Annotated in this window: 20 protein-coding genes; all 20 read right to left on the bottom strand. The window is 40.7% G+C overall.

What is annotated here, in order from left to right:
* Window positions 1-172 precede the first annotated feature (172 nt).
* Window positions 173-1117: a malate dehydrogenase gene (gene mdh, locus C9J34_RS08700; protein ID WP_107839474.1), complete on the bottom strand. Its 945-nt coding sequence runs from the start codon at window positions 1115-1117 to the stop codon at window positions 173-175.
* Window positions 1117-1470, bottom strand: a complete 354-nt coding sequence (locus C9J34_RS08695) for a BMC domain-containing protein (protein ID WP_107839473.1) — start codon at window positions 1468-1470, stop codon at window positions 1117-1119. Before C9J34_RS08695 ends, mdh begins: the two co-directional genes overlap by 1 nt.
* Entirely contained in the window at window positions 1467-1748 is a 282-nt protein-coding gene (locus C9J34_RS08690) for a EutN/CcmL family microcompartment protein (protein WP_107839472.1), read from the bottom strand. Before C9J34_RS08690 ends, C9J34_RS08695 begins: the two co-directional genes overlap by 4 nt.
* A gap of 19 nt (window positions 1749-1767) precedes the next feature.
* The gene (locus C9J34_RS08685) at window positions 1768-2646 is read right to left on the bottom strand and encodes a phosphate propanoyltransferase (protein ID WP_107839471.1); all 879 of its coding nucleotides are present in this window, start codon (window positions 2644-2646) and stop codon (window positions 1768-1770) included.
* Window positions 2647-2658: 12 nt separating this feature from the next.
* On the bottom strand, window positions 2659-3243 hold the full coding sequence (gene pduL, locus C9J34_RS08680; RefSeq protein ID WP_107839470.1) for a phosphate propanoyltransferase: 585 nt from the start codon (window positions 3241-3243) through the stop codon (window positions 2659-2661).
* 229 nt (window positions 3244-3472) lie between these two features.
* Window positions 3473-3760, bottom strand: coding sequence for a BMC domain-containing protein (locus C9J34_RS08675; RefSeq protein WP_107839469.1), 288 nt, complete (start codon window positions 3758-3760; stop codon window positions 3473-3475).
* Between the two features lie 15 nt (window positions 3761-3775).
* A complete protein-coding gene (locus tag C9J34_RS08670) occupies window positions 3776-5269 on the bottom strand; it encodes an aldehyde dehydrogenase family protein (RefSeq protein ID WP_107839468.1) in 1494 nt (497 codons plus the stop codon).
* Between the two features lie 16 nt (window positions 5270-5285).
* Window positions 5286-5936: an ethanolamine utilization microcompartment protein EutL gene (eutL, locus tag C9J34_RS08665; protein ID WP_107839467.1), complete on the bottom strand. Its 651-nt coding sequence runs from the start codon at window positions 5934-5936 to the stop codon at window positions 5286-5288.
* Window positions 5937-5948: 12 nt separating this feature from the next.
* Window positions 5949-6905 carry an ethanolamine ammonia-lyase subunit EutC gene (eutC, locus tag C9J34_RS08660; protein WP_107839466.1) on the bottom strand — a complete coding sequence of 319 codons (957 nt, stop codon included), beginning with the start codon at window positions 6903-6905 and terminating at the stop codon, window positions 5949-5951.
* Between the two features lie 9 nt (window positions 6906-6914).
* Window positions 6915-8282, bottom strand: a complete 1368-nt coding sequence (locus C9J34_RS08655; RefSeq protein WP_107839465.1) for an ethanolamine ammonia-lyase subunit EutB — start codon at window positions 8280-8282, stop codon at window positions 6915-6917.
* A 6-nt stretch (window positions 8283-8288) separates the two neighbouring features.
* On the bottom strand, window positions 8289-9704 hold the full coding sequence (locus C9J34_RS08650) for an ethanolamine ammonia-lyase reactivating factor EutA (protein ID WP_107839464.1): 1416 nt from the start codon (window positions 9702-9704) through the stop codon (window positions 8289-8291).
* Window positions 9705-9725: 21 nt separating this feature from the next.
* Window positions 9726-10223, bottom strand: coding sequence for a EutP/PduV family microcompartment system protein (locus tag C9J34_RS08645; RefSeq protein ID WP_107839463.1), 498 nt, complete (start codon window positions 10221-10223; stop codon window positions 9726-9728).
* 10 nt (window positions 10224-10233) lie between these two features.
* Window positions 10234-10575: an ethanolamine utilization microcompartment protein EutS gene (gene eutS, locus C9J34_RS08640; RefSeq protein ID WP_107839462.1), complete on the bottom strand. Its 342-nt coding sequence runs from the start codon at window positions 10573-10575 to the stop codon at window positions 10234-10236.
* 15 nt (window positions 10576-10590) lie between these two features.
* The gene (gene eutH, locus C9J34_RS08635; protein ID WP_107839461.1) at window positions 10591-11835 is read right to left on the bottom strand and encodes an ethanolamine utilization protein EutH; all 1245 of its coding nucleotides are present in this window, start codon (window positions 11833-11835) and stop codon (window positions 10591-10593) included.
* 80 nt (window positions 11836-11915) lie between these two features.
* A complete protein-coding gene (locus tag C9J34_RS08630; protein ID WP_107839460.1) occupies window positions 11916-12494 on the bottom strand; it encodes an ANTAR domain-containing response regulator in 579 nt (192 codons plus the stop codon).
* Complete coding sequence (locus C9J34_RS08625; RefSeq protein WP_274523356.1) at window positions 12487-13902, bottom strand: sensor histidine kinase; 1416 nt, start codon at window positions 13900-13902, stop codon at window positions 12487-12489. The genes C9J34_RS08630 and C9J34_RS08625 overlap by 8 nt, the downstream gene beginning before the upstream one ends.
* 336 nt (window positions 13903-14238) lie before the next feature.
* On the bottom strand, window positions 14239-14412 hold the full coding sequence (rpsU, locus tag C9J34_RS08620) for a 30S ribosomal protein S21 (protein WP_004227078.1): 174 nt from the start codon (window positions 14410-14412) through the stop codon (window positions 14239-14241).
* A 353-nt stretch (window positions 14413-14765) separates the two neighbouring features.
* On the bottom strand, window positions 14766-15434 hold the full coding sequence (gene deoC / locus C9J34_RS08615) for a deoxyribose-phosphate aldolase (protein ID WP_107839458.1): 669 nt from the start codon (window positions 15432-15434) through the stop codon (window positions 14766-14768).
* Window positions 15435-15908: 474 nt separating this feature from the next.
* Window positions 15909-18152 (bottom strand): ATP-binding cassette domain-containing protein, encoded by a 2244-nt coding sequence (locus C9J34_RS08610; RefSeq protein ID WP_107839457.1) that lies wholly within the window; start codon window positions 18150-18152, stop codon window positions 15909-15911.
* Window positions 18153-18604: 452 nt separating this feature from the next.
* Complete coding sequence (gene mtaB, locus C9J34_RS08605; protein WP_107839456.1) at window positions 18605-19954, bottom strand: tRNA (N(6)-L-threonylcarbamoyladenosine(37)-C(2))-methylthiotransferase MtaB; 1350 nt, start codon at window positions 19952-19954, stop codon at window positions 18605-18607.
* Window positions 19955-20128 lie beyond the last annotated feature (174 nt).

Raw genomic sequence — 20128 nt, 5'->3', positions numbered from 1 at the left:
GTTAGTCTTTCTAAAAATTCGATTACCTGTTTATACGATAAAGTTGGCTAAAAGTTTCAAAATAATTATAAAAACTTTCATTTTAAGTATAACCTATTTCCCCACGTTAAGAATAATCATACGCTAAAAAGCAGCTAAGAAAATTGAATTCCCTTAGCTGCTTTACACATAGTTAAATATTGCGGCAAATTTCCAAGACTTGCTCTACCGCTTGTGCGGAATGCTGAAGCGCCTGCTTTTCTTCTTCTGTCAGCTGCAATTCAATGACAGATTCAATGCCGTTACCACCTAATATAGTTGGTACACCTAAAAATAAATCGTTATAGCCATATTCCCCTTCCAACAAAGCGATGGATGGAATAATTTTACGTTGGTCTTTCATAATGATTTCCACCATTTGTGCACAAGCCGCAGCTGGTGCATAGTAGGCGCTACCATTGCCAAGCAGACCAACGATTTCACCGCCACCTTTGCGTGTGCGCTCAACAATTTGTGCTAATCGCTGTTGAGGAATCAGCTTTTCAAGCGGAATGCCACCTGCATAAGAATAGCGAATTAACGGTACCATTTCATCGCCATGACCACCTAATACGAAGCCCGATACATCCTCTGGCGCAATTTGCAATTCCTGTGCAACAAATGTATTGAAGCGCGCTGTGTCTAACACACCTGATTGACCAATAACGCGATTTTTAGGGAAACCTGTTTCCTTATAGCAAACATATGTCATTGCGTCCACTGGATTGCTTAGTACGAGCACAATACTGTTCGGTGCATAACGCTTAATTTGTGCAGATACTTGCTTAATAATTTTTGCATTTGTCGCAACTAAATCATCGCGACTCATACCTGGCTTACGCGGAATACCCGCAGTAATGACGACAATGCTTGCCCCCGCAATATCTTCGTAATTGCTCGTCCCTTTAACAGACACATTAAATTTCTCAATTGGGCCTGTTTGCAATAAGTCGAGCGCCTTGCCTTTTGTCGGGTTTTCCGCATCTGGAATATCCAATAGTACGACATCTCCTAATTCCTTTTGTGCTAAAAATAAGCTGAGTGTCGCCCCTGTATGTCCTGCTCCTATAACAGCAATTTTATGTTTTTGAAATGGCATTATGCTTCACCGCCATTTTCAGTTGAAGTTGTTTCTGTTGCTTTCTTCGCACGCGCTGGCGTTGGCTTTTTCTTCGGTGCTTCTGGCCCTTTAATCATTTGATATACATCCACATCTGGTCGTGGAATAACATGTGATGATAATAATTCGCCAACACGCATCGCTGCTGCTTTCCCAGCATCCACTGCTGCTTGCACTGAGCCGACATCCCCTTGGACAACGACTGTTACAATTCCACCATCTACAAACTCCTGCTTCACAATCGTCACATCGGAAGCTTTAATCATCGCATCTGCTGCTTCTATAGAGCCAACTAGCCCCTTCGTTTCAATCATACCGATTGCACTACTCATTTGTCTTCACCTCGCATTACTTCTGTAGAATCGATAATACCAATGACAACTGCATCAATTGGCAGTGGATTATCTTTCATAATATAGCGTGACGATCCGCCACTTGTAATAAGAACATCATCACCTATGCCTGCACCAATGCGGTCCGCAGCAACAAGTTCAGTTCGTATCGGCTGTTGGTTTGAATCAATTGGTTGAATGATTAACAGTTTTAAGCCGTTTAATCCTTCTTCCTTACGTGTAGCCCAAACATTCCCAATAACTCTTCCTATTTGCATTTGCTCACCCTCAAGCCATTTATTCTTTATTCACTGTTAATATTTTATTCAATTCTCGAATTTTATCATGTGCCAGTGCTGTCACAATCGTCTTTTTCGATACGATGATTTCTGGCTCTTGTATTGCCGCTACTTCTACTTGTGATAATAGCTTTTTCGTGAAATGATATGCCGCTTTTGGCTCAGGTAGCTCAGGCAATGAAACCGCCTGCTGAACGACTGGCTGTGCTGCTTGCTGAGTTGATGATGGTGCTTGGACAATTTCAGCGAAGGCCCCTTGCTTGATTAAGCCTGCATTTGCCTCGTCTGTATCGATATGCATTTCCAAGCGGTAACGCTCAGATACGCGAATCATAACATCTGATAAAATAATCGGTCTGACACCATCTAGCTTAATTTGCACGCTTTGTCCGTCTTTCACTTGTAGGCGAGTGCTATCTGCTGGTGTCATATGAATATGCGCTTTTGCGACAATAAGCCCTTCCTTCAGCACCACACTTCCTCGTGGACCGATTAATGTAATAGGGCTTGAGCCTTTTACATCACCAGAAATTCGCAATGGTGGTTTTACGCCTAATTTAATGGCATCTGTAAAGCTGACTTCCACTTGAGATAAAGAGCGTGCTGGACCTAAAATTCGCACTCGTTCAATCGAGCCTTTTGGACCCGCAATCACAACTGTTTCCTCCGCTGCAAATTGACCTGGCTGTGAAAGCTCAAATTTCGGTGTCAGCTGATAGTTTTCACCAAATAGTTGCTCCACCTCTGCCTGTGCCAAGTGCACATGTCGTGCTGATACACCGACTGGAATTTTATGATCGTGCTGAAGGGAAGGCTGATTTTTTAACACTTGCTGTAGCACTTCTTCAACAATTTTTTGTACTAGGTTCTCTTGCATCCAACCTCCTCCTTACTTTGTTATTTTGAAAATTGTCCCTTTTGCCTGCTGTTTAATGAAGCCTGCATTCGCCTCATCGGTATCAATATGCATCTCTAAGCTGAAATCCTTTGATACGCGAACAACGACACCGCGCATTGTAATAGGACGCTCACTTTCCACTTCGACCGAAACGATTTCATTGTTTTCTACATTGAAGTCTTTCGCGTCTTGTTCTGTCATATGGATATGCGCTTGCGCAATAATTGCACCTTGCTTGATGGTAATGACTTGCTCACCATTGCTAATTTTAAGACTTGCTGAACCTTCAACATCACCTGATTGTCTTAACGGTGGGTTGATACCAAGTTTCAGCGCATCTGTTTTGCTCACTTCTACTTGTGTTGCGGGTCTTACTGGTCCTAATATACGCACGTTATGAATAACGCCTTTTGGTCCCTCAATCGACACTCTTTCCTTTGCCGCATATTGTCCTGGCTGTGAAAGGTCAAAATCCTTTGTTAAGCTAGCATTTGGGCCAAAAAGCGCTTGCAAATCTTCTTCACTTACATGGATATGTCGCGCTGAAATCGCAACGGGAATTGTTTTTGTGCTCATGCGAGTCACCTCTATTTGAATTTGTATGGAAACATACTAACATTCGTAGTTCAAAAGTAATGATTCGCTCAATGAAGTGCCAATTTCGCTCAATCAAAGCTAAAATTCGCTCATTGAACGTGAAAAATCGCTCAACCACCGACTAAATGCGCTCATCAAAAATTAAAAATATGGGGCTTGTTTAAAAATAATTATACTTTTGAGAACAAGCCCCTTTTTAGCTAGTTAATTAGCCTTCAAGCTTTGGTAAAATTAATTCTAATTCGTTATGTGGACGTGGGATTACGTGTACAGATAATAATTCGCCTACACGCTCTGCTGCTGCTGCACCTGCATCTGTTGCCGCTTTTACTGCGCCTACATCACCGCGTACTAATACCGTTACGATACCGCCACCAACATGTACTTTTCCTACTAAGTTTACGCTAGCTGCCTTTACCATTGCGTCAGCCGCTTCGATTGCGCCTACAAGACCTTTTGTTTCTACCATTCCTAATGCTGTACCTTCTCTGCTCATTTTCTATTCCTCCAATTATTTGTTTTGTAATGTAATTTGTTTTAATACTTGATCCACAATTTGCTGCACCATATCCGCATCCACTGCCTCTGTCTGTGCCACTTGCTTCTCAACCAGCGCCTCTAATGGCTCGTATGCTGGCTCTGGTACTGTGACATTTTTCGTGCCATATGCCATACGTTTAATATTGATTAAATGTCTTGCTGTCACATTATCGGATGTAATGTTGCCACCAAATGTACCACAGCCAAGCGTGAACGATGGTGCTAAACCAGTTGTTCCACCGACAGCGCCAATCGATGATAATGTGTTGATGACAATCCGCGATACAGGTAGCTCCACTGCGAATTGCTCCGCTAATGCTGCATTCTCCGTATGAATCGAGCATGTATGCCCGCGCCCACCAATATTGAGTAAATCAATCATCACTTGCTTCGCTGCTGCGCTATCCTTCACTGTGTAAAGGGCAAAAATTGGCGAAAGCTTTTCAAGTGAAAATGGAATTTCCTTCCCTACCTTCGTTTCTAAGCCGATGAGCACTTTCGTACCCGCTGGCACGCTAAATCCTACTAAATCTGCTAAGCAGGCAGCGGATTTGCCAACGATTTTCGGGTTAACTTTCCCCGGTGTAGGAGAAATCAGCTTCTCCATTTTGACCTTTTCTTCTGGCGATAAAATATACGCGCCGTTTTTCTGTAGCTCCGCAATTAACTTGTCTGAAATGGCTTCATCTGCAATGATTGATTGCTCTGTCGCACAAATCGTCCCGTTATCAAAGGATTTACTTTGCACTAAATGTTGTGCAGCCTTGGCGATATTTGCTGATTTCTCAACATATGCAGGCACATTACCTGGACCAACACCGTATGCTGGTTTTCCAGAGCTATAAGCAGCTTTTACGAGTGCCCCGCCACCTGTTGCTAAAATTAAATTAACTTGTGGATGCTTTAGCAATTGCTGTGTAGCATCCATTGAAGCCATCGTTAAACATTGTAACAAACCTGCTGGTGCACCCGCTTGCTCTGCGGCAATACGGCAAACATTTAACGCTTCCTCTGTACATTTTACCGCATATGGATGCGGGCTGACTACAAGCGCATTGCGTGTTTTTAAAGAAATCATCGCTTTAAAGATTGCTGTCGATGTCGGATTAGTTGTTGGCACAATACCTGCTACAACGCCGAATGGGCTAGCGATTTCAGTTACCTTTGCCGCGCGGTCATAGCCGACGATGCCAACGGTTTTTAAATCTTTAATATCTTCATATAAATCTCTTGAAGCTACTTCATTTTTTATCTTTTTATGGTTAGGAACGCCCATGCCTGTTTCTTTTACAGCCATTTTCGCTAGTCTATCCGCTTCCTTAAAAGCGGCATCTGCTACCGCTTTGACGATTTGGTCAACTTGCTGCTGTGAAAATTGCATATAAGCTGCTTGCGCTTCGCTTGCTTTTTTCACCGCATCGCGCATTTCCTGTAGTGCTAATAAATCATGATCTAATGTAGGCACTTGCGTCGCCTCCTTTCTAAATGATTGGATTTCTTGCCAAGTTTTCAATTGCCTCTCTGAATGCATCAGCCGCCGCTTGGCAAGAGGATTGTGAGCCACTCAATAGCCCACCGCCAAAGTTCGTTTCAGATGGAGGGCCGAAAAATACTTTTAACTCCACATCTGCCGCCTTTAACGCAGCATCCAAACCGACAACTGCTTCAAGCGGTGGTGCGATTAAATAAGCAAGTGCTGTACCCTCTCGAACGCCTGCCTGCTGTGCCAAATATGTGCCGCAGCTAGCAACTGTATGAGCAAATAAAGCATGACCATCATTGCCAAGAATCGCTTCGAAATACGTATCGAACTGCACTTTTTGCTCGATTGCCTCTAAGCCGCTGCGCACCTCATCGGGTGAACTTCCCGCAATAATGCCAATCACTTCGCCTGATAATGGGCCAGAAGCATGTGCAGCTCCTGCGTAAAAGCTTTTCGCATAAACGACATCGACATCCGCTTTTTTCGTTGCTTCATCAAATGCCACATAACCAACATCATCGATTGTTAATGTCACAAGCCCTAAGCTAGTATGATGCGGCTGCAATGCTAGCTGCTCCGCAAGCTCATTATTGACACGTGGAATAATTTGCATTGACAAAATTTCCGCCATTATTTTTTGAGGATTCATCTTCATGCCTCCTTAGCTTTCTTTCTCCACAAGTGCCACACCGCTCGCCTTGTGTTGTAAAATTCTTTGCACAACCGTTCCCAAATAAGCTCCCGCCTCTAATGGTGGAATACCACCTTTATGGATATTCGAAATCACCATACGTTCTGCCTCTACTGTACCAAGGCGCGGCTTATAGCATAAATAAGCGCTCATCGATTCAGCAGATACCAGTCCTGGACGCTCTCCGATTAAGTAAACAATGACTTCAGGCTGTAAAATTTCACCGATTTCATCCATCAGTGCCACACGCCCTTTGTCAATGTAAAATGTTGTGCCGATTTCAATTTTCAAGTTACCTAAGCTTTGTTGTAGCGATAAGTAAACATCCATAATGTTTTCCTCAATTGCACTTGCGCTTAAGCCGTTCGAAATAAGTATTTGTACTTGCGGATTACTTTGACAATTCGCTTTAATAAACTCCTTCGACTCATCTGATAAGCGACGCCCTAAATCTGGTCGTGTAATATATTCCTCTTTGTCTGTTACCCTCGTTGTGACAGTTGAAATATTTAACTTTTGTAGCAATTCCTCAGATACTTCGCCATATACTGCATCTACCGCCGCCGCATGATCCAGTCTGAATTGTAACCATGTTTTGGTTTTCGGTCTTGTTCCTGCTCTGCCAACACCGATTCTTGCTGGTGTATTTTTACGTGCAGCTTGTACACTTTCAGATAGGTTATCCCCTTCAAATTGGAACACTTTCACATCATTTGCTTCAGGCTCAACATAGCTTGTTTGCTCATTCGTTGATGTGTTGTTATACAGCTTAATTAATGTATCCGGTTCGTCTACTGACGGTGATTCGGGCGTTTCCAAAATGCGCAATGTTGTATTGCTCTCCTGCACTTCTTGCTGCGGTTCTGTGCTACCATTCATCTTTTCCATGACAAGCTGTGTAATTTTCGCTACTAATTCTTCGTTCACATCATCCACCTACCTTTCAAACAGCGATAAATCGCCCGCCCTAGAGGAAAGACGACCATTTTCATAAATGCCCATTTTTTCTAGCCATGCTAGATAAGCTGGTGCTGGTGTTTTTCCTAAAGTTTGCAGCAATGTCGCTACATCATGATAGCTTAGCGATTGATAATTCAGCATGACATCATCTCCCATTGGAGCAGCGATAATGAAGTTTACGCCAGCCGCCGTCAACAGCACGCTTAAATCTTCAATATCATTTTGGTCTGCTTTAATATGGTTCGTATAACAAATGTCTACACCCATTGGCAAACCGTGCATTTTCCCCATGAAATGGTCTTCAAGCCCTGCACGAATTACTTGCTTATTATTGTATAAATACTCTGGTCCGATAAATCCAACAACTGTGTTGACGATATATGGATTGAAATGTCTCGCAAAGCCGTAGTTGCGTGATTCAAGCGTTAGCTGGTCAACACCATAATGTGCTTCCGCTGATAGCTCAGAGCCTTGCCCTGTTTCGAAATAAAATAAATTCGGTCCCGTACCTGTACCTTGCTTTTTAATTAACTCTTCCGCTTCACGAATTAAATCAACTGAAATCCCAAATGAACGGTTCGCCTTTTCTGTGCCTGCAATGCTTTGGAAAATCATATCGGCTGGCGCACCTTGCTGAATTGCCTTCATTTGTGTCGTAATATGTGCTAGCACACAATTTTGCGTTGGAATATCCCATTCGTTAATAAAGTTTTTTGTCGCATGTAATACTCTTTTCACGCTTTCCACAGAATCGTCTACAGGGTTGATACCAATAACGGCATCCCCTATACCATAAGATAGCCCTTCTTTTAACGAAGCGATAATTCCATCGATATTGTCTGTTGGATGGTTTGGCTGTAAGCGTGAAGATAGTGTGCCCTTTTGCCCAATCGTAATATTACATGTTGATAAAATTTCCACTTTATTTGCCGCATGAACAAGGTCTAAATTGGACATCAGCTTTGTCACAGCTGCAATAACCTCAGAGTTCATACCTTTGCTAAGGCGCTTCAGCTCTCTGTCACCTGTGTCATTCGATAAAATATACTCACGCAGTTGCTCGATGCTCCAGTTTTTAATCTCACTATACATTTGCTCATTGACATCCTGCTCAATGAGGCGCGATACTTCATCATCCTCTGGAATAAGCGGATTTTCGCGAATGTCCTTTACTAACAATTCGCTTAATACCGCCTTCGCCGCGATGCGCTCTTGCACCGTTTCAGCCGCCACGCCTGCAAGACGGTCGCCTGATTTCTCTTCATTTGCCTTCGCCATCACTTCTTTCAGCGATTTAAAATGATATCTTTCTCCACCCATTATTACTGATAAATTCACGTTCATCCTCCTCTACTGTGAGTGGAATGCAAGTGTTTTGACAACAACGGGTACAACTCCTGATGGGAGTACTTCCCCGATGTCGATATAATCACCTGTTTCTACCTTAATTTGATCGATACATATAATTGGTACTGTCGGACTAATCGCTTGAATCGTTTGCCCAATAACCTTTGCATAATCCGATTGCCATATTAAAATAATCGGTACTGTACTTGTCGTAAACTGCTGCAAAATAACCTCACATAGCCTATGTACATCTTGAAAACTCAAGTAAGGTAATTGACTAAAGTACAAGGCAAACGGTATTTGACTTTCCTGCACCGAGAATAATGTATTTGCCTGCTGCACTGCATTTGCTACAATTTGCTCGATATGCGCCATCGAAGCATTCATATTACATTGAAACACTGGCACATTTTTTAATGGTAACGCATGTGCATCTACTTGAATCGTTGCACCGCTAATATCGGTTGTTTGTGTGCCAGCCCCTGTTACCGTGGCGCGAGCCGTTTCTTCTGGCTCAATCCATAAAAACGATTGCAGTGCCTCATCTTGTTGTAATGTTTTCGCAAGCCGCTCACCGATATCATCGTATTGACGCATCGAGCAATTGTCCTCATAAATACAAGCCGCTACACCACCTGAAAAAACGACTGCCTCCACTTGCTTTGTCCAATTCGGCAAATGTCCCAATAACAGAGGATGCTCTGCGTCTTGCAATTGCCTGTTCAACACATCCACAAGCACTGTTATCATTTCCTCGATGCATTTTTCAATGCGCGGATCATTTGCCGCATCACCAACTTTGAGTGGATTATCCCAGCGTGCCATTAGGCGTTCTAATGGTGGCGAGATCGAATGAATCACACCGTTGTGAAACTCGATTAACCTGCCACCAATATGCAATGTACAAGTGCCAATGACTTCACCATATTGCACAACCGCGATATTCGCTGTTCCTCCCCCAATATCAATATTGGCAATGACTTTTCCCGTCTGCTTTGATGCTTTGACAGTACCCGAGCCTTTCGCTGCAATAATGCCCTCTAAATCAGGACCCGCAGTCGCTACGAGGAAATTCCCCGCGCTATTTGAAATGGTGTGAATGACTTCGCTCGCATTGTGCTTCGTCGCTGATTCACCCGTAATAATAATGGCACCAGTAGCAATATTTTCTGGTAAAACATTCGCTAATTGATATTGTTCAAAAATAAATTGCTCTATTTTTTCCATATCAATTACCTCTTTGCTTTTAAAGGGTGTTTTAATAATGGGACTTTGATGTATGAGCTTTTTCTCAATAATTTCAATACGCGGCACATGCGTTAAGCCCGCTACATTACGCAACACAAAACGGCTCACAACCATTTTCGTTGTACTCGTACCAATATCGATGCCTGCACTCAAAATTTCTTCTGTTGTCACCTCACCCTTCCCCTCCAATCACTATTCACGATATTCAAGATATGGACTTGCACTTTCTAACACAAATTGCTTGATAGCAGCTACATCATCCAGCGCAATCAGCGGTGCGATGAATTCAACACCGCGCTTCTCTAACGCAGACGTTTTAACAATTGGCCCTCGCATCATCACATTTTTCAATAAGCTTGCTGCACGTTCCACATCTGCCTCTGGATGATCAATTTTTGTAATGACACCGATTTGAATTTTAGGAATACCTAAGCTAAATTGTGGTGGAAAGACGCTACGCGAAGATGTCGCATCTTGTAAATAAATCACATGTGTCACTTCTAATGATGTCGCCATAATATTACGATAATACATTGGGTTTTCAATATATTCCCCTGGTGTATCGACAATCCAATCTTCATAGACAAGCGCCTGCGTTTTATTCGCCGACCTTTCCTTGCCTAAGAGTGCATTCATTAACGTCGATTTCCCTGCTTGAACGCCACCTATGATCATAACGCGATTTTTCATATCGGCACCCCTACGACTTCGTTATTTGCGATGGTGTGTAGCCTAAGTTTTCAGCTAAAAATCGATTGATGGCAAGCATCGCCATTTCCACTTCCGACACGCTCCCCACAATGACAAGACTACCTGTAAAGCGGTCAAGGAAGCCTAGACTGACATTCGCGGACTTTGTTGCTAAATCCCCCGCAATAATTACCGTTTCACTCGGGGTACACGTCATAATGCCTAAAGCACCTGCTTCCTGTATTCCTAATTTTTGAAACATATCTGGATCTGGGTTCGCAATCAAGTGACTTAATGTTAATTGTTTACCAGGAACGAACTCCTGTATAAATCGTTTTTTCTCCTCGCCCACACCATCAACTCCTAACTATTTTTCTGTATTTGTTAAATATTCATTTTCTTTAATAATACCTGCTTTACGATCTTCCTGCTCTAATTTTAAAGCAGTTGGTACCGATAGCTTGTACGCTAAGTAAATAGCGATAATACCTGCTAAAAGCTTACCAACGATTACTGGTAAAATAATTGTTGGCTGGAAGTTAGCTGTGAACGATAAATGGTCACCTAACAAGAACGCCGCACAAACACCAAATGCGATATTGATTACTTTATCTTTTGGTGGCATATCACGTACGAGTGTAAACATCGCTAAAATGTTGGCTACTGTTGCTAAAAGACCAGCACTTCCCGCTGATGATAGACCTAGTTTTCCACCGACTGCTTCCAATGGTCTTGATGCGTATTTACGAATTAAATAAACCATTGGGAATGCACCTGCTAACATAATCCCAATATAACCAGCTGTTTCTAACGCACGGAATTGATCAACCTCATCCGCCATAATTGGATCAAAGCCCCATGCACCAAACATTGTTGAGAAAAGACCTGTGAAAATTTCAACAATGGAGAACACAAGCACTAACTTAATTCCTGCATCCATTATACGCCCAAATAACATGAAACCTGTAATCATCATATTTGGAACGAGTTTTAAACCGAGCGCAATTAAAATAACGAAAATAAAGAGCGGTAATAAATTAATTAAAATTTGTAAAACAGAAATGGCAAACACATATGTAGGTGCCTCTGTTGTACTAATAATTTCACGTACTTCCGTGTTAAATGTCACAATCATAATCGAAGAAATAAATGCACCAATCGGAATTGTTAAAACCCCAGCCATAATACCTAATGCCATGTATTTATGATCGCGCTTATCTAACATCGCAAGTCCCATCGGAATCGAGAATACGATTGTTGCCCCTGACATAAAGCCGACAACTAACGCCATCACCCAGCCTTCATAGGATGTTTTCAATGCATTTGCTAGCTGATAACCACCCATATCTGATGCTAAAATTGTCGTTGCTGCAATCGCTGGATCTGCACCAATCATCTCAAAAATTGGACTAACAAAATTACTAATAAACCAAGTTAAATATGGAATAGCCGCCATAATACCTGCAGCAGGCACGAAAATATGACCTACCGTATGTAAACCATTCATGAACTCTTTCCCAATTCCATACTCCGCATCTCGGATTGCACCGATTGCTCCTAAAACTGCACAAACCATAATAATATAAACAATGACTGTTCCTATCATTTCCATAGATTTACACACCCCTTTTTTATTTTATTTATATAAAAAAGGCGCATTAAAGAAAATACATTTTCTTTAAGCGCCTTTGCTTAGCTATTTACTTGTTGGGTATTGAGTATTTGCTGTGCGATATGCACCATTTCCTGCTGTGTCCGCATACTTTCATTTCGGATTTTTTTGTAAGCCTCATCTTCGCTAATATTTTCTAGCTGCATCAGGAGCCCCTTTGCTCGCTCAATGACCTTACGTTTTTCCATTTGATTTTGGACTTGCAGCAGTTTGCCATTTAAACGGTCAAATTTCTCGACTTGATGAAAAGCGACTTCCAACGCTGGCAGTACATTTTTCTCCGAGAAAGGCTTCATAACATAACCAAGCACATTATCTTGCTTCATGTAGGATAGCAACTCTTTTTCGCTATATGCCGAGATAAAAAGAATCGGTATGCCAAACTGTTGCTCAATAATTTTACTTGCTTTTAAACCGTCTAGTTTCGGCATTTTAATATCCATTAATATAAGCTGTGGTTTATGAAGATAAGCTAGCTCTATTGCTATTTCTCCATTTTTCGCATGTGCTACAACTTCGTAGCCATTATCTTCTAAAATAAATTGCAAGTCCATTGCAATAAGCGATTCATCTTCAACAATCATTACTTTCCTAGTCATTTAGAATAAATACCTCCTCACATACAGGGAACTGAATTTGAGTATGTGTACCTCTATCGCTAGGGATAATCGTAAAAGTACCCGCTAGGTCGTATTCAACAAGCCGCATAACAATTTCCATACCTAATGATGGCTTCGCTTCATGCATACCGACACCGTTGTCAGAAATATGGAGCGAAATCATCGAATTCTCTTGGCAAAAATGGAGCGTGATTAAACCTTCTTGTCGACCAGTAAAAGCATATTTCAATGCATTTTGTAATAATTCACAAATAATCAATGCAAGTGATACAGCTTTTTTAGAGTGGCAAAATAACTGTAAATTATCATGCTGAATCGTCAACTGAATATCAGTCGTAGATGCAGTATCCATCATTTTATTGCTAATTTTTTTGGCTAATGCAATAACATCTACTTTCTCTTCAGCATTGTCTGCATTTTCTAAAATAAGTTCATAGACGGAAGAAATGCTATAAATCCGATTTAATGCTTCTTGAAAAGCAGCCTTCTGTGAAGTAGATGCAACATTACGCATTTGCAACCGAAGTAAGCTTGTTACCGTTTGCAAATTATTTTTCACTCGGTGATGAATTTCGCGAATGGCGAACGTTTTCATCATTAGTTCATTTTCCTTCAGCTTAAGCTCTGTCAAATCATGAATAATCAGCAATGTCACTTTGTTACTTTGATTACGAATCGGAATTTTTTTGACAATAAATGATTTTCCATCAACGGTAATTTCTAAGAAAAAGACATCGTCGTCTTCATCATAAACTTCCTGTAAAAATGGAAACACTTCATCTATTGCAATATTGTCAAATGAATCACGCCCTGATAGCTCAGATATGAATCGGTAACCAGCAGGATTCGTATAAATCACTTTATTTTCATGATTCGTTAAAATAATCGATTCTACTAGCAAATCAGAAACAACAGGAACTGGCTGGAAATCAGGCTTTACAATATGCTCAATCAATGCAAATGGCATTTGTTGAACTACTTCATTGTTCTGTTCCTTCACTTCCATTCGATTTTCCTTAATCAGCACCGCAATTACTTGTCCATCATCATTAAAAATCGGAATGACATGTTGCTCAACTGTAATCCCTTCCTGCGTAATTGCTCTTGAAACCGATGCTTTCTCCCCTTTTCTGAAGGCAGAAAATACGGCCGGTTCAAAGCTCTCAAAAACAATTTTACCAATGACAGATTGCTCATATAAATGATTGTGCTTTTTAGGAAATGCCTCTGCTACGACAATCGCATGGGATTGCTTATCCACCATGCAGTCAATAAACATATAGCATTCTGCCAATTCAGCATAATAGGCTAGTGTAGTTTCTAGTTGTTGCAGCTTTGCAATATCTGCCGTTGATAGACTCGTATATTTTTGACAAAGCTTTTCTATTTTCGACAGGTCAAAAACCCCCTGTTACAAAATACACAAAATTGTACTGAATTTTTTCATTATTATACCCATAATACTATCAAATTTTCAATAGCAATTTACTTTTCCGAACAAAAAATATGCCTTTTTAAGAATTTTTTCGATTTAAATAACAGTAAAATACATTTTAGCCTTCCGAGAAATTATTTTATTCTCTAAGATAAAACTATGTAATGAAGACTATTAAAAAACGAAAAACACCCCAATTTTCACAATGCAAAAATTGGGGTGTATCATTGTTGTCTGCTCAGTGAATCATCAAATTGCGTGTTTTGAACGTAGGGATTTTAGGAAAAATTACCACTTACGTTTACGTGCAGCTTCTGATTTCTTTTTACGTTTTACGCTAGGTTTTTCGTAGAACTCGCGCTTTCTAACTTCTTGAATTGTACCACTTTTTGATACAGTACGTTTGAAGCGGCGAAGAGCATCTTCAAGCGATTCGTTTTTTCGAACGACAGTTTTTGACATCTCTCTTTCCCTCCCTCCGAACACACGTCAATACAACACTAACAACTTAGTTAGTGTGTACTAAAAAATTATAACTTAATATAAGCTAGCAGTCAACAAAAACTATTATAATCAATTACGCCTCCTCGTAATTGCATCCAGACTTCTTTCGAGCTAAATAGAGGGAAGTTAACCTAAAATCGTCACGTCCTGTGACAACAGTTAACTGACCTGCATCATGTAGCCTACTTTTCAAAATCTGTGACATCCACTGGAGGCTTGATTTTAATTCTGCATAGAAATCGAGACTGTCGCTTTGTTGCTTTCGCACAGAAAATATTTGCTTTCAGTACAAAACTTCTACTGAAGCAAAATCAATAATTAGATTCAGAAGTTAAACCATTCATAATTGCTACACCAGAGCTCGCCCCAATACGTGTTGCCCCGTGCTCAATCATCTGTTTCATATCTTCTAAGCTACGAACACCGCCTGAAGCTTTTACACCTAAATCTGGCCCAACTGTTTTACGCATTAACGCAATATCCTCAGCCGTTGCGCCACCTGTAGAGAAACCTGTTGATGTCTTTACAAAGTCTGCCCCTGCTTCAACAGATAATTGACATGCTTTCACTTTCTCTTCATCCGTTAGTAGACATGCTTCAATAATCACCTTCACAAGCGTCCCATTGGCAGCCTCTACGACCGCTTTAATATCATCACGCACAAGGTCATATTCGCCATTTTTTAATGCGCCAATATTAATAACCATATCGATTTCACCAGCACCGTTTGCAATAGCATCCTTCGTTTCAAATGCTTTTACTGCTGAAGTTGTTGCACCTAATGGAAAGCCAATTACTGTACATACTTTAACATCCGTACCAGCTAAAAGCTCTGCACTATATTTAACCCATGTTGGATTTACACAAACTGAAGCAAAATCATATTGCTTCGCTTCTGCACAAATCTCCGCAATTTGCTCACGTGTAGCGTCTGCCTTTAATAAAGTATGGTCAATCATTTTTGCATAATTTTGAGTCATAATGATCGCTCCTTGAAAATATTAGTTGTCCGTACAACTATATCATAGTTTACACATAAATGCGTTATTTTATATAAAAAAGTGAGGATTTCCTCCCCACTTTTCTATCTTACGTGTTCACAATCGATACACCTTGGCTCTATTGAATCATTGCAAATCAATTACGCCTTGGTTTCAGATTCTTTCACGCTTGCTCATAGTAAAAGTTAACCTAAAAGCGTCTCGACACGCACCAACGGTTAACTGATGTGCATGGTGCAAATCTCATCTTGCGATATTCGCTGAAGCCTTAGCTTGAATCTGTATCTGACGCTGTGCTTTCGCACAGAAAAGATTTGCTGCTGTGCTTTCACAACAGACAAGCATGTGCTGTCGCTCTGCTTTCGCGCAGTAAACATTGCCGCTGTCGCTACGCTTTCACGCAGTAAACATTGTACCTGCCGCTTTGCTTTCGGTACATAAAACATTGCTGAATCAAGTTAAATGCTTCGCTGTAATGGAGCGCTCACAATTTATAATATTCGTTGGTGGGCCTTCATATAAAATCTCACCGCCACCGACTCCGCCTTCTGGACCGATATCAATAATCCAATCGCTGTTGCGAATGACGTCTAAATTATGCTCAATAACGATAACTGTATTGCCTTTGTCTACAAGTGTGTTCATAATATTTAAGATTGTTGCGACATCTGACATATGTAGACCTGTTGTCGGCTCGTCTAAAATATATAAATTACCCTTCGTTGACATTTCTTTAGCTAACTTTAAGCGTTGACATTCTCCACCAGACAACGTATTTAATGGCTGTCCTAAAGTTAAATAGGATAAGCCCACCGTATTTAAGCTTGTTAATTTACGCTGAATATCCTTCGCTTCGAAAAATTCCACCGCTTCTGCTACGGTCATATCCATGACATCTACAATATTTTTATCTTTATACGTATATTGCAAAACCTCTTGCTTATAGCGTGTTCCATTACATTCCGAACAAACTACTTCCGCTTTATCCATAAACGATAAATTCAATTCGACTGTCCCAGTGCCACCACAGCTGTCACAGCCACCTGTTGAATTATAACTAAACAGCCCCGCCTCAACACCGTTCGCATCTGAAAAAGCTTTGCGAATGGAATTCATCACACCTGTATAAGTTAATGGATTCGAGCGGCTATTTGCATGAACAGCACTCTGGTCGATACGGATTGCCTCTGGATATTTTTTTGCAAACACTTCATGCACTAATGTACTTTTACCTGAACCTGCTACTCCTGTAATAGCTGTCAACACACCTGTTGGTACACGCAAGCTCACATTTTTCAAATTATGCAGTGTGCTTTTTTCGCTCTCTAAAAACTCTGTGACAGGGCGTGGATTTGCCTTTACTGTCGCTTCTGATTTTAAATATTGCGCTGTTAACGTATCTGATTTTAAAAGTTCCTCATAGCTACCGCTAAACATAATTTGTCCACCGTGCGAACCGGCAGCTGGTCCAACATCAATAACATGATCTGCAATTTGGATAACGTCAGGATCATGCTCTACTACTAAAACAGTATTGCCTTTATCACGCAATTTCACGAGCAAATCATTTAGGCGATATACATCGTGTGGGTGTAAGCCTGTGCTTGGCTCATCGAATATATAAATTAAACCCGTTAAGTTACTTGATAAATATTTCACCATTTTTACGCGCTGCGACTCACCGCCTGATAGTGTTGGCATCTCTCGCGTTAATGTCATATAGCCTAGACCAATATCACATAAACTTTGCAGTCTTTCTGTAATGCCTGCTACTAATTCCTTCGCTAACGGCTCCTCAACTTTTTGCAAAGTGACCATTAGCTCGTCAAGCTGCATTGCTGTCATATCATAAATGGAATAACCTAAAACTTTGGAAGAGAGCACTTGCTCATTATAGCGTTTACCATCGCAAGTTGGACAACTACACATGGTCGTAAATTGCTCTAGCTTACTTGCTGCTGCCTTTGTCGTATCTTTATCTGTTTTGACATTTTGACGCATAAATTTCACAGCAATACCTTCATATGTCGCATTCATTTCACTATTTTGATATGTTACAACTACTTTTTGCGGCTCCGCATACATTAATTGATGCAGCTCTTCCTCAGTATAATCTTTAATCTTTTTATCATTATCGAAAAAGCCTGACTCCGCATAAGCCTTCCACTGCCACGTGCCTACGCCAAAACCCGGCAGCAAAATAGCGCCATCATTTAACGATTTTTCTTTATTTAATGTTGTGTCAATATTCAATGTTATGATTTTCCCAATACCTTCACACTGTAAACACATTCCGCTCGGATCATTAAAGGAATAAGCATTTCCATAGCCAATACTCGGCGTAGCAAAGCGTGAAAATAATAGCCTTAACAATGAATTAATATCCGTCGCAGTACCTAATGTTGAGCGTGCATTGCCACCAAAACGCTTTTGGTCTACTACAATCGCCGTCGATAAATTATGAATCGCATCCGCTTCAGGTCTGCGATATTTTGGCAAAAATGTACGTACAAAGCTGCTATACGTTTCATTTAATTGGCGTCCTGCCTCTTGCGCAACGGTATCAAAGACAATTGATGATTTCCCTGAACCCGACACACCTGTGAAAACAGTCAGTTTCCCTTTCGGAATTTGCAGGCTCACATTTTTCAAATTGTTTTCTCTTGCATTGACAATTTCAATATACGTTTGCTCCATGGAAGTTCCCCCTTTAAAATTGATGCTTTCTAACTTTAGCGTAAGTTGTGTAATAAGGCAAGAATGACATGAGAAAGCAATTTGTGGTTTTTTTAGCTATTTCCCATGTTGGAATTTTCTCTTGATTTGTCTGCATTTTTGAGAGGGAATCTGTGGTTTTTTCGGAATATCTGCGAGTTCTCATGTTTTTCTGCGAGTTTCTCGATATATTTGCGGTTTCTCATGCTTTATCTGCGCTTTTCTCGATTTATCTGCGCTTTCCCATGCTTTATCTGCGCTTTTTTCGATTTATCTGCGCTTTTTTCAGAATATCTGCGTTTCTCCATAATTTATCTGCAAACCAAAAACACAGCCTACATGATGTAAGCTGTGCTTCGTTTTATCTCGTATTAATCTTTTTATGCATTCAACTAGCAATCAGCCAAAGATACCCTACTGATTGAAGTATCACTTTATTGCATTTGCTCTTCTAACACGCGTACAAATTGTCCTTTGTTGTATGGGTAGCCTGCTTTGGTAATTTTCACTTTGACAAGCTTACCAATCATGTCTTCTGTTCCTTCAAACACAACTTTCAAATAGTTGTCTGTGTAGCCAACATATAAGTTTTCATTAGCTGTTTCTTTGAAGCGCTCCTCTGGAATCACTTCCATCACTTCACTTTCAAAGCGAGCAGCGTATTCCTTTGCTAGCTGATCATTTAATCCGATTAAACGATGAACACGTTCGTTTTTAATTTCCTCGTCCACTTGATCTTCCATGCGCGCTGCTGGTGTACCTGTACGTTTCGAGTATGGGAACACATGTAATTCAGAAAACTTGTGGTCACGAATAAAATTATACGTTTCCATAAACTCTTCTTCGGTTTCACCTGGGAAGCCAACGATAACATCAGATGTTACTGCTAAATTCGGTAGTGCTTCCGCTAATTTCGTAATGCGCTCCGAGAAAAATGCCATCGTATATTTACGACGCATGCGCTTTAATACAGTATCTGAGCCTGATTGAATTGGAATATGCAGATGGTTTACCACAATATTTGAATTGCGCAACACGTCAATGACTTCATCTGTTAATTGCGATGCTTCAATTGAAGAAATACGCAGACGTTTTAAACCTTTTACTTGCAACTCTAAATCACGCAATAATTGTGCTAAATTGTAATCTTTAAAGTCTTGTCCGTAACCGCCTGTATGGATACCTGTTAAGACGATTTCCAAATAGCCCGCTTCTACTAATTGCTGTGCTTGGCGAATAACTTCCTGTGGATCGCGCGAACGCATTAAGCCACGCGCCCAAGGAATAATACAAAATGTACAGAAGTTGTTACAGCCTTCTTGAATTTTTAATGATGCACGTGTACGATCTGTAAATGCTGGTACATCTAATTCCTCATATACACGATTTTTCATAATGTTGCGCACCGCATTAATCGGCTCACGTTCCTCGCGGTATTGCTCGATTAAACCAAGCAGCTTGTGGCGGTCTTGTGTACCAACCACGATATCAACACCCGGAATGGCCATAATTTCCGCGGGTGATGTTTGCGCATAACAGCCTGTCACACAAATTACAGCATCTGGGTTACGGCGCACCGCACGGCGAATAACTTGGCGTGATTTTTTATCCCCCGTATTCGTTACGGTACATGTGTTAATTACGTATACATCTGCTTGTTGTTCAAAGTCGATGCGGTTATACTCTTGTTCTTTAAATAATTGCCATATGGCCTCGGTCTCATAGTGATTTACTTTGCAACCCAGCGTAGACATAGCTACGGTTTTTCGAAGCTTGTTACTCATATATATCATCCTTTCGAAATTGCTTCATATGTTCAAATTATCAACGTGTTTTATAATAGCATATAAAAACAAAATGAGCCTAGTTTTTAATTTCACTCATTTCCTTTTTATTATCTTCCTATATTATGTGAGCCATTTTTAAATGATAAAATTATATTCGTATCCCTTCTACCG

The organism is Metasolibacillus meyeri (assembly GCF_003049505.1).
Lineage (GTDB): Bacteria > Bacillota > Bacilli > Bacillales_A > Planococcaceae > Metasolibacillus > Metasolibacillus meyeri.
The sequence above is the reverse complement of the archived record's forward strand: the minus strand, read 5'-3'. Positions and strand labels throughout refer to the sequence as shown.